Genomic DNA, 16,365 nt, shown 5'->3' on the forward strand with positions numbered 1-16,365 from the left:
AAGACGAACATGAAGGAAAGGAAAAAATGTTAGATCCTTTTTCACTTTTCATGATTGGCCTTTCCTTTTTTGTGGTTGCCGTAACGCCGGGGCCTGCCAATATTTCAAACGCAATAATTGCTATGAAACGAGGAAGAAAAATAAGCCTAATTTATAGTGCAGGCTTATCGTTTGGGTTGGTATTTTGGGGTGTGATAGCTGCAAGTGGCATGGGTGCCGTCCTCCAAAGTTCTGTCTATCTATTGATGCTTCTTAAAGTCTTTGGTGGGCTTTATTTGTTGTGGTTAGCTTATCTATCAGGAAAGTCAGCTTTCAATCCTCAAGTAGAAAACATCAATGACCCTAGCAATATTCCAACTGCAAAAAAGTGGTTCATTCGTGGGTTTCTGCTTAATATCTCAAACCCCAAGACAGTTATTGCTTGGTTAGCAGCACTTTCCGTTGGTCTGGATGCTGGTGACAACATGCATGCATTAGTTGCAGGTGTTTTAGTATGCGTTTTTGTTGGGTTCTCAGTAAATGCTATGTATTCTTTGGTTTTTTCATTTAGCGGTGTGATGAATATTTATCAGCGGATAAGCCGTTGGATAAACGGCATTGCCTCCGCACTTTTTACCATTGCAGGTATAGGTTTGATTCGCTCAGCTTTTAACAGAAGTCCTGTATAAATAACAAATACAACAATCCAAGAATCAATGGGTCAGTAAAATCAAACACTCCCCCCCTGTTGATTCTTAAAACCTGGAAATCAAGTGGTCCGCCAACTTAATTATCAGAAATGGAACATACGTTAGAAAAAATGGAACACATTAATTGGAGTGATTTCCAAAAAATTGATATTCGTGTCGGGACTATTATCGATGTTGATGATTTTCCAGAAGCCCGTAGACCAGCCTATAAATTGAAAGTCGATTTTGGCCCTGAGCTGGGCGTGAAAAAGTCCAGCGCTCAAATTACCGAGTTATATTCAAAAGATGAGCTTGTCGGTAAACAAGTGCTGGCCGTAGTGAATTTCCCACCTAAACAAATTGGGTCGTTTATGTCCGAATGTCTGGTGACGGGTTTACACCGCCCAGATGGATCGGTTGTTTTATCTTCAGTCGATATGCCATTACCCAACGGGGCAAAACTGGCTTAATTTTGGAACACATTTTCAATCAAGAATAAACTGAATCCCGCCTACCAGTAATACACTGAAAAATAGCGCCAAATAAGGCCATAGTCCTGCTTTACGGGAGCTAACTGCAGCATGACCTGCTTGTATGTCTTCTTGCATGGATAAAGGTAGCTCGCCTTTATCCATTAAATAATGCCGCCAGCAAAATAAAGGAATGCTGATACTCGCTAGAATCAAACCACTCAATAACGTGCCGCTTCCCCATATATTTGCGCCAAAGGCCATCAAACCGACATTCAGAAAAGCGATGGCAATTCCCATAACAAACAATGGTTTGGGCGTACGATAACTCCGTTTCCAATTAGGTCTGTCAAGGCGGTGAATCCAGCCCGAGTTCAATGTCAGAAAATTAAAAATAATATAACTCACACAGGACGATGCCAGTAAAAATACATAATCAGACAAAGCCAGAAACATGAGGTTAATAATCAGATTCGTCCACATCGCACTGGTTGGCGCGCCATGTTGATTCACTTGAGACAGATATTTCGGCAGCAAGCCATCAATTGATCCCTGGTATAAGGTTCTGGAGGAACCCGACATGGTGGTCATAATTGCTAACATCAAAGCCAGTACAAGCATGACGACAAAGATATCGATAACAATGCCACTGCCACCCAATATCGTATAAAAGGCGTTCGCAATGCCCATGCCACTGTAGATATCAGCGGCGAGCATTCCATCATATTGGGCTGGTTTTATTACCAGACCTTCTGCATTTAACTGCTGAGGTTCGATCATCTGCCCCAAGCCAATATGTCCCTGAAAGGTGAATGGAATGAGCACAAAAGCGAACAGACAAAGTAGGCCTGAATATAGAAGCGCCCGTTGTGTGTCATAACTGGGCTGCTTGAACTCGCGGGTATAACAGACGGCCGTTTCAAAAGCATACGTTGACCATGCAGCAATAAATAACGCCCCTGCCACAAGTGACCAACCAGCCATATCCCATACTCCTGATACCACATATCCTTCACTGTCATAAGCAAGTGGTGTCAATGGATAAAAGTTATTTACTCGTAGATCGCCTGTGATTAACGGCACTATCGCGATCAACATCAATGGCATCAGCCCAGATAAACTGATAATCATCATCGCTTTAGCTGAGCGTAAAATCCCGCCATTTTGAATCGCAAAAACCAATATCATCATCACCGCACCGATGATAAAGACAGCATTAATACGTAAAGAGAGTCCCGCTTTGAGAAAACTCAGATCGAGCAAGGTGATTTGCCAGGTATTGATAACAGCATCAGGCGGATAGATAACATTGAGAATATAGCCTGCGGCCAGAGCAGAGCCAATAGCCAGTACAGGGCCCCATGCAACCCAGTTACACCACACACACAGGGCGGCAATCCATTTATTGTAATTCGCCCAGGCGACTGAGCTGTGAACAGATATCCCGCCCGTTTTATGTGGAAACAAGCCAGCCACTTCAGCATAGGTAAAGGCCTGAACGAGGCCAAGTGAAATAGAGACTATCCAGATCAGCCAAGCAGGTTTACCTACCGTGGCGGCTATTGCCCCCATTGAAAACAACACAAGCGCGGGCACACCACTTGCCAGCCAGAAAGCCCCCGTCCAGTCGATGCTTCTATGCAATGAGAAACGGTTATGCTGATTATGCGTTAGTGACTGCTGCACTCGTCTATCCACAGTCCGTTTGCCTCATGAAAAACATGGGTTGAAATCAACATCATATTTTTCATCCTTAGTAATATCAACCAGAATAAAGCTTAGCTGATGAACCTTATAAATAAAGAGAAAAGTCGAGCAAACGATCAGTGTGATATTTTCAGACCAATCATACCCAACAGAATTAATAAGATACTGAAAAGACGAAGCAATGTCGCTGGTTCAGATAAGAAAACGATGCCAAAAATTAACGTCCCCACCGCCCCAATGCCCACCCAGACACCATAAGCCGTGCCTAAAGGTAAGGATTTCATGGCTATGCCTAATAACCACAAACTCAACACCACTGTGACGAGTGCCGTCAGACTAGGCCATAACTTTGTCAAACCTTCAGAATACTTCAACGCAGCCGCCCAAACGACTTCAAGTAGCCCTGCAAACACTAATGCTAACCAAGCCATTAAACACCTTATTTATGATTATTGATTATAGAGAGACCCAACTTAAATAACTCAGGTATTACACTGCGGTTGAGTTGGCTAATTTCTCAGCGAGATCATCTGGCAACACATAATCCGTCACACTTAAACCAAAACCAGTCATGGATGGCAGCTTTCTTGGCCAAGTCATCAAACGCATCTCGGTCACCCCTAAATCTCTTAAAATCTGGGCACCAATGCCATAGTGTTTGAGCACAAACTCTTCAGCATAATTACGATCAGATTGAACCAATCTGTGCCATTCATCTTCATCGCCGTGCAGCAGGACCAATACGCCCGCGCCCTGTTGTTGAATATGCTGCATGGCTTCAGCCACACTCCAGGTATGCCCGTGTCGCTCATAATCCAACAAATCCAAACTATTAAATGGTGCATGCACTCTGACCAGAGTTTCTTCACCAGCGACAGGGGTGCCGTAAACCAGAGCCAGATGTTTCATACCAGTCGTTTTATCTACATAATCATGACGGCGGAATGTTCCCAGCATGGTTTGCATCTCCCGTTCATTTAAGCGAACCACATTTTGTTCATGCTGGTGACGATAGGCGATAAGGTCAGCGATGGTGCCGACTTTTAAATCATGCTGTTTGGCAAATTCGAGTAGATCGGGCAGTCGAGCCATCGTGCCATCTTCATTCATGATTTCACAGATTACAGCCGCAGGCTCTTGTCCTGCTAATGCCGCTAAATCACAGCCGGCTTCTGTGTGTCCTGCACGAGTCAACACCCCACCCGCCCGAGCCATTACCGGAAAAATATGTCCAGGGCTGACAATATCTTCAGGTGTGGCATTCGCTGCTACGGCTGCTTGGATAGTCACAGCACGATCTTGTGTGGAAATGCCAGTGGTGACGCCTTCAGCTGCTTCAATCGACAATGTAAAATTGGTTTCAAAACCTGCTTTGTTTTGCTTCACCATCAAGGGTAAGTTTAATTGTTCACAGCGTTGCTCAGTGAGTGTCAGGCAAATCAGGCCACGTGCATGCATAGCCATAAAGTTCACCGCTTCGGCAGTGACATGACTGGCTGCCATAACCAAGTCACCTTCATTCTCACGGTTTTCATCATCCATTAAGACAACCATTTTGCCCTGTCGAATATCCTCAATAATCGCTTCTGCACTGGCGATTTGTGCAGGTTGAGAATAAGACGTCAACTTAGATTGTGGCATGAGGATAGAGCTCCTTATAACTGATCAATAACGGCGTAGGCAGAGTGGTTGTGGATGGATTCAAAATTCTCACATTCCACGCGAAAACCTGACACAGTCTCCTGCTGCGCTAATGCGACAGCAATATCTCTGACTAAATCCTCGACAAACTTGGGATTATCATAAGCAAACTCGGTGACATACTTTTCATCAGGCCGTTTCAACAGGCCATAAAGCTGACTAGACGCTTGCTCTTCAATTAGCTGAATTAAGGTGTCTAGCGTCATATCTTCGTTAATGCGTGCTTCAACGGTAACCAGAGAGCGTTGATTATGGGCCCCATAATCTGAAATTTTCTTGGAACATGGGCAAAGGCTGGTCACTGGAATCTCAGCTTTGACCGTCAGATCCAATGTATCGGTGTAATCTGCCGTCAGCGTGATGTCATAATCCATAACACTTTTCACCCCAGAAACCGGTGCAGCCTTAGTGATGAAATAGGGGAAACGTAAGCTGACATGACCGTGCTGTGCGCCCAATAATTCGAGCATTTCCGTCATAAATGCCGACATATTACGAAGGCTGAACACAAGATCAGGTTTTTCCAGCAACTCGACAAAACGAGACATATGGGTGCCTTTTACATCGGCAGCCAAATGAACATACATATTAAAATCCGCGACAACACGAATTGGGGTGTCTGTGTGAGACTGGAAGAAAATCGGATAACGAAGTGATTTTATGCCCACTCTATCAATGGTTAACTGGCGCTTATCTGGCGTATTTTGAACATCTTCGAGTCGATGTGTTAACGGCAGGTTCATTATGTATCCTTGTGTTTTTGATTCACACAGTTGAATCAAGTAAAAAAATGGTGTGAATGACCGATTCATCTGGCCATTCACACAATATTCTCAAATCGCAAAGAGTCCGAGGATAACCATGAAGAAATGGCTTACAAAAACCAACTTCAACTTCATTGTTACCTAATTTAAGGCGTAACCCCATTCCAAAGAAGGATTACTCCCTTTGGGTTAATGACATCTTCTCTTTATTCCTTATTTTGGCTTGCTAGAAGCTAAGCTAACATCAAACAAGCCAAAATAAAGAAGGGGAAAACTGAATATCCAGCCTCCCCCAACTTAGATTAAGGTATCGATAACTAAAACGAATTAATCTCCCGCGGCTGCTTGATAATCCATCACTTCAGCACGCTTCTCATATTGCGCATACAACCAGATTGGCAGGTAGCATAAAAGCACAACAAAACCGACCCAGGTTGATGTCCAGCCCACTTCCAGGCTATTCAGGTAAACCACACCAATTAAACAGAGTGGAATATTAAACAAACCAAACACCAAAGCGACATGCTTCCAGCCTGTTGGGGCTTTAAATGGACGATCAAGCTCAGCAAAATTCGGATTCCTTTTGGCTTTTACATAAGCAAACAGGCTGATGCCATTTGCCATGGTATAACCTATCGCTGAAGCGGCCAGTATCGCTGCTGGCGTTCCCATTGAAATGAGAATTAAGTTGAATAGGCCAATAGTGACCATAGCAAAGACAGGCGTACCATGTTTATTCAGTTTGCCAAATACCTCAGGTAAATTTTGTTCTGTCGCCATGGAGTGCATAGCTCGGGCAGCACCTAAATACGCTGTCTGAATAATGAGAATCATCGCTGCGATCAACATAATAATCGCTACCACGGAGCCTGTTGCCCCAAATGCCGCTTCTGCCACGGGTAACATCGGCGAAATAGGTTCATCTAACACACCCTCTACTCCGAGCACACCAATCACAGCGGCTTGTACCAGCACAAATGACAGTAGACAAATCAAGCCACACACAAATAGCGCCTTTGGCACATCCTTACTGGGGTGTTTATATTCTGGACCATATATTGATGCCGTCTCCCAAGCACAGGCACTCCACTGAGCAATGGCAAACAAACCAAACAAAATCAGAATGTGGTGCATATCCCACTGCCAGTCAGAAGGTAACCAATTATTAGTAATATTGCTGAGCTCGACCGCACCACTGGTAAAAGGAATGATGGTCATGACAATCAGTGGAATAATGGAAATAAGTGCCAACAAGTACCCCAGAATAGCGCTGTCTTTTAAACCAAAATAATTCACTATGATGAGTGCCGAGAAAATAACAACGCCACAAATGAGAGACAGCTGATATTCAGTAAACACTTCGGCTAACCCTGGAAACAATCCTTGTAAATAACTGCCCACCAGTATCGCAAAAATAGCTAAAACAGGGTTCCAGGCAAACCAATAGCTCCAGGCACTGAAACCACCAATCAACTTACCTTTATCCAACTTTCCTTGATAGTTCTTACTTTTAAATACTGTTTGAGCAAACCCAGGTAAACCAGATGCCTTTGGGAAGGTAGTCGCTAGTTCAGCATAAGCCAGGTTTTGTACAAACCCTTGCAATACAGATAGGCCCCAAACAAGAATCGCCGCTGCCGCGACCCACATTGGGAAATAACCTAATGAAGGTAATATTAACAAAGGGACACCAGAGGCAATCGCTAGTCCTTGCTTCCAGTCAATTGAGCGTTCTAATGTATCTGAGTGAGCACTGTGATGCTCTGCTCGTGATGTTTCAGTCGTATTCATATCTCTCTCCGTCTCGATCGTCTGCCTGCTCAGCAGTTCATTTCATTTTTCGTAACAAATTGTTATTCAGTCTGTGTAACAAGACCTATTTGGAACTTACAGCAGAATGACAAAGATGAGATATTCTCTTCATAGCGTACTTCTAAAGAGGTACATTAAGACTTTCCACTTAAAATAAACCTTATATTCATCAATCACCTATACACAGCACGGTGATTTTCCCAACGAATTCTGGCCCACAAGTAGGCATCCATAATCGATAATGCGTAAATAAAAATCCCACCAGCAAACTGGCCTATCACCGAAATACCGGGAGCAGCCATTTGGTAGGTGACAACACCTAACACCAGCATAAAAAACAACATGGTTAAACCACGCATGGGATTGTGATTCACTACCTGCCCCACTCCTGGCAACACAATGGCAATCAACAAAACAAAGTAGGGATGCACAGGTCCCTGCAATAAGGCGCTAGGCTGCTTCATTTTGTACCTCATTCATATGACCAGCCATAGCATCTAACTTCTGTAACAAGCCCTTTATCAAGTTTGACTCAATGGGTTTGTCATCAAAATTAATCGCTCGCAGTAATAGATAGTGTCCGCGGTCTGATTGCTTGGCTAAATACGTGAGTCGAATCGCACCAGGGGTAATCAACAGCTCCTTGCAGCGGTCATCAGCAAACAGAGCTCTCACCTCTTGATCGATGCTCGTTAATGACGGTGGCTGCGTCTTTGTCATATAGCGGGCATGTTGCGGCCAGCCGCCTAAAGGCATAACGGGTTTAAGCCACAGCCATGATGGACTGAAACTCTCCGTATTTTGTGGTCTGGCTAAAATATCGAGGTTCGCCCCACTGCTATCTTTATGCTTTCTAAACAAGGTGATATGCATCCACATCACCGGTAACTTTCTGGCCGTCAGGTTATCGACCTCTACAGAAAGTTTGACTCTTGTATCATTCCAGTCGGCATATATGGATGAGTAGCCCTGTTCATCCGTTTTTGATGACGTCAAGTCAACTAAGTGATGGCAATCATCAAACACCTGACTTCGTGAAGCCAATACCTGCTGATGATGACGGCGATACATAATAAACAGACAGCTACTACTAAACAGCACCAGCATCAATGCATAGATGGCATCTGTATTCATTTAATATTCCTCTTTCGACTCAGAAAAAGCATCCCGCAGCCATGACAGTACTGCGGGACTAAGGCTTATCTGACGATGGTTACCGGACAGTGAGATCGCTGCACGATATGCTGCGCTATCGATCCTAATAACACTTTTGCAATACCACTGCGGCCAACGGATCCTGTTACCACATGGTCATGCTCATGTTTCTCAGCATAATCAACTATGGCTTTAGCAATATCATGACCCGCTGCCGTGGTGCAAAATACTTCCTCGAGTCCCTGAGAAGTCGCCCTGACCATGGCCTCACGTAGTTCCTGTTGGATTTGCGCATCAGCAGCATCTAGAATGCTCGAATCCCAAAAGTAACTATGTGAAATATCTTCACTGGTTGGTCTGAGGACATGGATAAATGTCAGCTTGGCACCGACTGACTTTGCCAGTTCTACAGCAAAATCCACGGCCTTCATCGCACTATGCGATCCATCCGTTGCACATAAAATATGTTTCATGCTGCTTCCTCCTAATAACCTTTGGGCCGTGGCCAGGGCATGGTGAACTGATCACCCCGCTTCACAAACTGATAACGTCGTTTCACAAACCAGATCGAGGCCACGATGTAAAACGCCATAATCGACAGTAACGACGCACCGTAACCCAGGAAGGTCGCGAAATAGACCAGCGAACATAAACCCAGCAAGGTATATGCAGGAATAGGATGGAACGGATGGATATAGCCCCGTTTGATCACATCCAATGGCCACATTTTTCTGAACTTGACCATATTGATGGACATGAAGGTATAACCTAATAGACCGGACAGAATCGAAAAGGTAATGACCTGATCCAGTAAACCTGTGAAAGCAAATGACACAGCAATTGGAATCAGGAAAATAATCGATCTGAACGGCGTGCGGTAACGCGGATGAATCGCTCCAAACCAGGTCGGCATATAGCGATCCCGTCCCATGGAAAACCAGGCACGCGCCGCATCATTAATACAGCCATTAGCCGAAGCAATGGCCGCAAACATGGTGCCGATAAACAACACAACCTGTAATACCGGGTTACCAATAATCGAAGCAGCGTCATATAACGGCGTGGTCGCCTGACCTAAATATTGCCATGGCATCAGACCCGTCGAGATATACCAGGTCAGTGTCGCTGCCACTAATAAGGTTAAAATGCCACCAATCGTGCCCAGTGGAATCGCCCGACCCGCACTCCTCACCTCTTCCGCAGCCTGACAGGTGCCCTCAATGCCGAGGTAATACCACATGCCAAACTGCAATGCGGCGACAACCCCAATCCAGCCATACGGTAATTCTGTTAACAGATCACTGTGTTTCAGAATATGCCCTGGGTTGAGCGGATCAGCCCCAATGAATAAGGCCAAAATCGCCAGAAAGGCAAACAGAGTAATGACAAAATTTACCGTCAGCGTCATAAACACACCGCGATAATTCAGCCAGGCCAGAAACGAAATGGTCAGCACCACAAAGGGTTGCGGACTCAGATCATGGAAGCCCGTTGCTGATGCCACAGCCGCCATCAAGTCACCGACTATCAATGCATCCGCCGCTTCCAGCATGGTATATGCCATCACCAGATACAAGCCCACATTAAAGGCCATTAACGGACCAATAATGTGTTTTGCCTGCGTGTACTGACCACCGGCCGCCGCCACAGTCGACGTGACTTCCGAATCGATCATCGCCACACAGCTATAGAGTAAGCCAATGACCCAACAGGCAATCAAGGCACCATAAGCACCACCTTTGGCAACAGAGAAGTTCCAGCCCATAAATTCACCGACCAGAACAATCCCCACACCCAGCGCCCAGATATGGAAAGGGTTCAACACCTTCAGCATTGAAATGCGTTGTTCCCCGGATTGAGAAGAAGATTGCTGACTCATGACTGCTCCTCCTCTCGCTCGAGCTCTGCCATCAGTTCATCAGCGCCTTCACGCGAACTCATGAGTAGCGATTCATCAAACTGACGAGACACACTGAGTGCATCCACCAGAATCCACAGCAATAACACGGCTGAGATAATCCAGGCGGCGTAACTTAAGATTTCCCAATAGCTCATAGCTGATCCTCCTGCGTCGTTCGTGAAGCCTGATCACCAAATTTTTCAGCAATCACTTCACGGTATTGAGCCTCGGAGACACGCAACATAAAGATGAAATAGCCAATAATGACTAAAGCGGTAATGCCAAGCATCAAGGGATCAATGGTGTAATCAAACTTATCGTTGATGATTTCAGCCGCGGCTGTTTCATCAAACCCCAGCTTCTGCCATTGTTCCTGCTCAACAGGTGAGACGTTTAGGGATTCCCAGGAGATAGCCTGAGATGAGGTGGTGTCGCTTGCTGATTTAGTATCAGATTCAAGAAACAAGGGAATATACAAACTGACATAAACAAGTATCAGAATAAAAAGACTATCAAACAACTGTCCCTTTTTAGACTGGACCTTTGGTATATAAGTAGACATAAGATTTCCTCATTAAAATCACTCGGCAATTAGCGCTTCGCTGCTCTATTTTCATCGAGATGTTTGATGTCCAATCCGTAGATATAGTCTTTATCTTCTGCGTAGTGCTTAGTCATTGCACCAACAGAAGCGGTATTGAAAAGGACGAGCAAGGCACTGGAAATAATCATGACCCAGCGGATAACCGGATCTTCCAGAATGCTTAAGATACTAATGAGGACGAAACCAACAGCCAGCCAGATGAGTAACACATCTGCCCATGCCATGATGCAGTCTCGTAGATACATATTTTGAATACGATTTTTTATTTTATTATTCATGGTTATATTTCTCTCTTCTAATAATTAAAAAATGATTTACACACTGTCCTCCTGATTTAACAAAAAAAAGAAAAAAACCGATGTCACGCAGACAAGGTGACTTATATTGACGGGGTAAGGATCGCAATAAGCCACGTTATCTTTGTAACACCGGTTTTTAACTATCACTGGCGCAACAACATTTTTTTAGAATGTAGGTGTGCCTGGAATCCAGCTTGTGCCGGCTAATGGCACACGAGCCATCGCTGCAGATTCCACAGTTAATGCCACTAAGTCTTCTGGTTCCAGATGACGTAGATCGTTTTTACCGCAAGCACGCGCTAATGTTTGTGCTTCCAGCGTCAGAACACGCAGGTAGTTCGCCAGACGACGACCACCTTCAACAGGATCAAAGCGTTTCATGAGCTCTGGATCCTGAGTAGAAATACCGGCTGGGTCACGACCTTCATGCCAGTCATCGTAGGCACCGGCTGTAGAACCCAGTTTTTGGTACTCTTCTTCCCATTTAGGATCGTTATCACCCAGCGCCACTAGTGCAGCGGTACCGATAGCTACCGCATCAGCACCCAACGCCATACACTTCGCGACGTCGGCACCATTACGGATACCACCCGAGACAATCAGCTGAACCTTACGGTGCATGCCCATTTCCTGTAGCGCTTGAACCGCTTGAGGAATCGCTGCCATGGTGGGGATACCTACGTGTTCGATAAACACGTCTTGCGTTGCCGCTGTACCACCTTGCATACCGTCAACCACGATAACATCAGCACCGGCTTTCACCGCCAGCTTCACATCATAGTAAGTACGCGTTGCACCGACTTTGATGTAGATAGGCACTTGCCAGTCTGTAATTTCACGCAGTTCTTTGATCTTGATTTCCAGATCGTCAGGCCCTGTCCAGTCTGGGTGACGACAGGCTGAACGTTGGTCAACACCCATCGGTAAGGTACGCATTTTGGCAACACGTTCAGTAATTTTTTGGCCGAGTAACATACCGCCGCCGCCTGGTTTTGCGCCTTGTCCCAATACCACTTCGATCGCATCTGCTTTTCGTAAGTCGTCTGGGTTCATGCCATAGCGTGATGGCAAGTATTGGTAAACCAGTTTGCTTGATTGACCACGTTCTTCTGGCGTCATACCACCATCACCTGTCGTGGTAGAGGTGCCTACTGCTGATGCACCTCGACCTAAGGCTTCTTTCGCATAAGCTGATAATGCACCGAAGCTCATACCGGCAATCGTGACAGGGGTCTCAATAGTGATAGGTTTTTTCGCAAAACGCGTACCCAAGGTCACGGAGGTATTACATTTTTCACGATACCCTTCTAATGGGTAACGAGACATACTCGCGCCCAAAAACAGTAGATCGTCAAAATGTGGCAGTTTACGTTTGGCACCGGCACCGCGGATATCATAAATACCCGTATCAGCAGCGCGACGGATTTCAGCCATTGTCAATTTATCAAACGTCGCTGACTCGCGCGGTACGGTCATGTATTTTTTCTTTTCAGTCATTTCTATTTCCTCGCAATATCAGCAATTAATAAGCACTCGCGTTATCAACTTTGAAGTTGTACAACTGACGAGCTGAACCATAACGTTTGAAGGCTTTTGGATCTTCATCCACACCGGCTTTTTCTAATAAAGCCGACAGTTCATCCAAGTGTTCCTGACGCATTTCTTTTTCGATGCAGTCAGCGCCTAGTGATTTCACTGAGCCTTTAACATAGATATGCACTTCGTAGAGCGAGTCACCCAGCGCATCACCGGCATCACCACACACCACTAGTGAACCAGCTTGGCCCATAAAGCAGCTCATATGACCGACATTGCCTTTCACCACAATATCAATACCTTTCATCGAGATACCGCAACGTGAACCGGCATCACCTTCAATCACCAAAAAACCACCATGCGCTGTCGCACCGGCTGCTGATGAAGCGTTACCTTTGACACGCACGCTGCCTGACATCATGTTTTCAGCAATGCCTTGACCAGCATGGCCATGAACGGTGATGTCGGCTTCTTTGTTCATACCCGCACAGTAGTAACCAACCGGGCCATAGATATCGACTTTAAGCTTCTGATCAAGTCCGACAGCGAGGTTATGCTCCCCTTTCGGGTTTAATACTTCCCATTCAGCAATGGTCAGTTCTTTGTTTTGATCATGCAGTGCCTGATTCAAGTCACGAACTGTTTGTTGTGCCAGATCCACCGTTTGCTTGCCGGATGTGGTCACTGATTCTGCTACAGATTTAGTACTCATTTATATTCTCCTCATACACCATTGCTTAGTGCGTAGTACGTTCCCAAACATAGACTTTTGAAGGCTCTGGTTCCCATACTTTGGCGTTTTCGATGCCAGGTAATGTTGTTAGCGCCTGATATTCAGAGGCCATAGCCACGTAATCATCTGTTTCTGCAATCACTGCAGGTTTACAGGCGATAGGGTCACGCACCACAGCAAAGCCATCTTTAGTGCCGATAGTGAAGGTAAAGAAACCATCCAGATCGTCTAAGGCATGCGTCAACGCTTCATTCAGACTATCGCCTTGTTGTAAGCGATAGGTCAGATAACCTGCTGCGACTTCTGAATCGTTTTCAGTTTCAAAGTGAATGCCTTCACGTTTCAGTTCCTGACGTAAACGGTTGTGGTTAGACAGTGAACCGTTATGTACCAGACACAAGTCCATGCCGGTTGAGAAAGGATGGCTACCCGCCATGGTCACAGCAGACTCAGTCGCCATGCGTGTGTGACCGATGATGTGGCTACCTTTCATGTTTTCCAGATGGAAAAGATTGACGATACGCTCTGGTAAACCGACTTCTTTCAGGATTTCAATAGACTTACCTGAACTCATGATGAGTACGTCCTGATGATTTTCCATCAGATAGTTCTCAACTGTTTCAGCATCGATATCGACTTTAAATACGGCTACTTTGCTGTTTTGGAACCAGTCGACTTTTGTATTCAGTTTGGCTTCAATTTCTTTTGCCAGTGCTGACCAATCATAGTTCTCATCTTCGTTGCGAAGCGTTAACTTCACCCCTTGATCCACTTCATCACCATAAACAGCAAACCCAGCACTATCGGGGCCACGTTCTGTCATTGCAATTAACATTGGTGCAAACAGTTCACCCAGACGGTCTTCGTATTTATCGTTTTTCAAATACAGGCCAACGATTCCACACATAACTATTCTCCTAACAACATTCCCTAGGGACTTTTAATAAAATTCAACGTAACGATTGATTTCCCAATCAGATACATGACGCATGTATTCCACCCATTCCATGTGTTTGAGTTCTAAGAACTCTTTAACAAACTCCTCACCCAAGGCCCCTTTAATCACGTCATCTTTCTCTAACGCAGTCAAAGCTTCATGAAGATTTTGTGGCAAGATGCCAATGCCTTTTTCTTCCAGCTCTTCTGGGCTTAAGTCATATAAATTGATGTCATAACCTGGACCGGCTTCCAGTTGACGTTCCACACCATCTAAACCAGCGGCAATCGCTGCTGCTGCCGTCAGGTATGGGTTACAAGTACCATCTGGCAGGCGTAGTTCGATACGACCATAAGGGATACGCACCATGGTCGAACGGTTGTTATTACCGTATGAAATATAGGCTGGCGCCCAAGTCGCGCCGGACAAAGAACGACCGACCACTAAACGTTTGTATGAGTTAACGGTAGGCGCTGCAATCGCTGATAATGCAGGGGCATGCGCCAGAATGCCTGCCATGAAGTGATAAGCCAGTTTCGATAAACCATGACCGGTTTCATCACTGTCATCATGGAATAAACTTTTCTCACCATCGCCAATCGACATATGCATATGCATGCCGTTACCAGGGCGGTTACTGAATGGCTTAGACATAAATGAACATACCATGCCCATTTCGTTAGCAATTTCGCTGGCCGCCATTTTAAACATCACATAGTCATCGGCACTCTTCAGTGCATCAGCATAGGTGTAGTTAATTTCAAACTGACCATTCGCATCTTCATGATCGATTTGGTAAATATCTAAACCGACATCAATTAAAGACTCGGTGAGCTTTTCGAGGAAACCGCTTTGACGTGTGATGCCTTTATAGTCATAGCATGGTTTTTCTAGCGTATCAGTTGGGTCAAACGGATGTAGATGACCGAACTCGTCTTTTTTCAATAATGAAAATTCAGGTTCTAAACCGGTGTATAAAATCCAGCCTTTTTCAGTCAGACGAGAGATTTGTTTTTTCAGTACAACGCGACTGTCATGGCTGTATGGCTCACCATTAACATGACCATCACAAATTAAACGGGCATAGCCAGGTTGCCATGGCAATAAACTCAATGTGCTTAAGTCGCCCATTGCCATGTAATCTGGACCATTAGGTTTAATGCCCATTCCCCAAATAGCGCCACCAGCAAAACCAGCACCGGTTTTAATGATGTCTTCCAGGTGATCTGCTGGCACAGATTTGACCTTAGCCACACCATGGATATCAACAAACTGGGCCAACACATATTTCACATTGTTTTCAGCCAAAAACTTCTGCGCGTAGGCTAATTGGTCAGCTGGCGAAGCCTTAGGGTCGAATTCATACTTCATAACATTTCCTCTGTTTGAATGATCAACACTTGGTCGTATTAATTGATCTCGTAATAAAAACTGAACCCTATAGCACCGCCACCATATTCTTCGGTGATGCCCAATAATGTTTTCCACAGGTAGGGTCCAAACGTACCATCACACCAAATGCGATAAACAGATTGGCCATTCAGCATCTGTCTCAGCAACGTTACCGATACACCGGCGATGACAGTCATGACAAGACGATTCTCTTCAAGTGCATCTCCTGACAGGTCGATAGCACAGACTTCAGAAAATAACTTTGTTGTCAGCTTGCCACTGACAATAAACGACGCATCATTGCGAATTACCTTATGGACACCGGCTTTATTGACAGGCAAAGCATTTAACTGAGCGACCAGTTGTGAATTCAGTGGCTCTTCGATCAGGTATTCACTGCCACCTAGTCTTAAAACCAACTCGCGTTTACCTTGTAGTGTCCAACTATTTTTTGCTTCAGGTAGTGTCAGGCTGGCAGCAGCTAACCACTCTGCTGCGTTTGGTCCTTTCACACCAAAGCGATTTAATGCACTCACATCACAAATACTTAATAACTCGTGGCGTGATGCTTCAATAGCCTTGTCCGCTATAGCTATTGCAGTCTCCATGCCATTCACAAAACCATTGATGGGTTTCAAAGGGGCTTGAGCAAAAGCGACCGGGCTTTTAAAAATGTCGTTTTGCATG

The 16,365-nt window shown here is 45.2% G+C and carries 19 protein-coding genes; 2 read left to right on the forward strand and 17 right to left on the reverse strand.

The window, feature by feature from the left end:
* Positions 1-26 precede the first annotated feature (26 nt).
* Entirely contained in the window at positions 27-668 is a 642-nt protein-coding gene (locus tag B3014_RS01105; protein WP_289243159.1) for a LysE family translocator, read from the forward strand.
* A 110-nt stretch (positions 669-778) separates the two neighbouring features.
* Complete coding sequence (locus B3014_RS01110) at positions 779-1,138, forward strand: tRNA-binding protein (RefSeq protein WP_349675860.1); 360 nt, start codon at positions 779-781, stop codon at positions 1,136-1,138.
* A 15-nt stretch (positions 1,139-1,153) separates the two neighbouring features.
* Here B3014_RS01110 and B3014_RS01115 read toward each other — a convergent pair whose 3' ends face one another.
* The 17 genes from B3014_RS01115 to B3014_RS01195 all read right to left on the reverse strand — a co-directional run bounded on the left by B3014_RS01115 (position 1,154) and on the right by B3014_RS01195 (position 16,364).
* Positions 1,154-2,836 (reverse strand): APC family permease, encoded by a 1,683-nt coding sequence (locus B3014_RS01115; protein ID WP_289286882.1) that lies wholly within the window; start codon positions 2,834-2,836, stop codon positions 1,154-1,156.
* Between the two features lie 125 nt (positions 2,837-2,961).
* Positions 2,962-3,276, reverse strand: coding sequence for a DMT family transporter (locus tag B3014_RS01120; protein ID WP_289243157.1), 315 nt, complete (start codon positions 3,274-3,276; stop codon positions 2,962-2,964).
* A gap of 58 nt (positions 3,277-3,334) precedes the next feature.
* Positions 3,335-4,486, reverse strand: coding sequence for a bifunctional 3,4-dihydroxy-2-butanone-4-phosphate synthase/GTP cyclohydrolase II (gene ribBA / locus B3014_RS01125; RefSeq protein WP_289243156.1), 1,152 nt, complete (start codon positions 4,484-4,486; stop codon positions 3,335-3,337).
* Positions 4,487-4,500: 14 nt separating this feature from the next.
* Entirely contained in the window at positions 4,501-5,289 is a 789-nt protein-coding gene (gene folE2, locus B3014_RS01130) for a GTP cyclohydrolase FolE2 (protein WP_289243155.1), read from the reverse strand.
* A gap of 348 nt (positions 5,290-5,637) precedes the next feature.
* Positions 5,638-7,101, reverse strand: coding sequence for an APC family permease (locus B3014_RS01135; RefSeq protein ID WP_289243154.1), 1,464 nt, complete (start codon positions 7,099-7,101; stop codon positions 5,638-5,640).
* Positions 7,102-7,295: 194 nt separating this feature from the next.
* The gene (locus tag B3014_RS01140; RefSeq protein WP_289243153.1) at positions 7,296-7,586 is read right to left on the reverse strand and encodes a hypothetical protein; all 291 of its coding nucleotides are present in this window, start codon (positions 7,584-7,586) and stop codon (positions 7,296-7,298) included.
* Positions 7,573-8,256, reverse strand: coding sequence for a hypothetical protein (locus tag B3014_RS01145; RefSeq protein WP_289243152.1), 684 nt, complete (start codon positions 8,254-8,256; stop codon positions 7,573-7,575). The genes B3014_RS01140 and B3014_RS01145 overlap by 14 nt, the downstream gene beginning before the upstream one ends.
* 65 nt (positions 8,257-8,321) lie before the next feature.
* Positions 8,322-8,750 (reverse strand): universal stress protein, encoded by a 429-nt coding sequence (locus B3014_RS01150; protein WP_289243151.1) that lies wholly within the window; start codon positions 8,748-8,750, stop codon positions 8,322-8,324.
* Positions 8,751-8,761: 11 nt separating this feature from the next.
* Positions 8,762-10,156 (reverse strand): APC family permease, encoded by a 1,395-nt coding sequence (locus tag B3014_RS01155; protein ID WP_284451005.1) that lies wholly within the window; start codon positions 10,154-10,156, stop codon positions 8,762-8,764.
* Positions 10,153-10,332 carry a hypothetical protein gene (locus tag B3014_RS01160; protein WP_289243150.1) on the reverse strand — a complete coding sequence of 60 codons (180 nt, stop codon included), beginning with the start codon at positions 10,330-10,332 and terminating at the stop codon, positions 10,153-10,155. The genes B3014_RS01155 and B3014_RS01160 overlap by 4 nt, the downstream gene beginning before the upstream one ends.
* Entirely contained in the window at positions 10,329-10,739 is a 411-nt protein-coding gene (locus B3014_RS01165; protein ID WP_289243149.1) for a hypothetical protein, read from the reverse strand. The genes B3014_RS01160 and B3014_RS01165 overlap by 4 nt, the downstream gene beginning before the upstream one ends.
* Positions 10,740-10,768: 29 nt before the next feature.
* Entirely contained in the window at positions 10,769-11,059 is a 291-nt protein-coding gene (locus B3014_RS01170) for a hypothetical protein (protein WP_289243148.1), read from the reverse strand.
* A 186-nt stretch (positions 11,060-11,245) separates the two neighbouring features.
* Positions 11,246-12,577 (reverse strand): FMN-binding glutamate synthase family protein, encoded by a 1,332-nt coding sequence (locus B3014_RS01175; protein WP_289243147.1) that lies wholly within the window; start codon positions 12,575-12,577, stop codon positions 11,246-11,248.
* A gap of 25 nt (positions 12,578-12,602) precedes the next feature.
* On the reverse strand, positions 12,603-13,328 hold the full coding sequence (locus B3014_RS01180; RefSeq protein WP_284723141.1) for a protein glxC: 726 nt from the start codon (positions 13,326-13,328) through the stop codon (positions 12,603-12,605).
* Positions 13,329-13,353: 25 nt separating this feature from the next.
* Positions 13,354-14,256 carry a class II glutamine amidotransferase gene (locus B3014_RS01185; protein ID WP_284723142.1) on the reverse strand — a complete coding sequence of 301 codons (903 nt, stop codon included), beginning with the start codon at positions 14,254-14,256 and terminating at the stop codon, positions 13,354-13,356.
* A 33-nt stretch (positions 14,257-14,289) separates the two neighbouring features.
* Positions 14,290-15,657 (reverse strand): type III glutamate--ammonia ligase, encoded by a 1,368-nt coding sequence (glnT, locus tag B3014_RS01190; protein WP_289243146.1) that lies wholly within the window; start codon positions 15,655-15,657, stop codon positions 14,290-14,292.
* Between the two features lie 38 nt (positions 15,658-15,695).
* The gene (locus B3014_RS01195) at positions 15,696-16,364 is read right to left on the reverse strand and encodes a sarcosine oxidase subunit gamma (RefSeq protein WP_289243145.1); all 669 of its coding nucleotides are present in this window, start codon (positions 16,362-16,364) and stop codon (positions 15,696-15,698) included.
* Position 16,365: the final 1 nt, after the last annotated feature.

The sequence above is a fragment of the Methylophaga sp. UBA678 genome (assembly GCF_002299105.1).
Lineage (GTDB): Bacteria > Pseudomonadota > Gammaproteobacteria > Nitrosococcales > Methylophagaceae > Methylophaga > Methylophaga marina.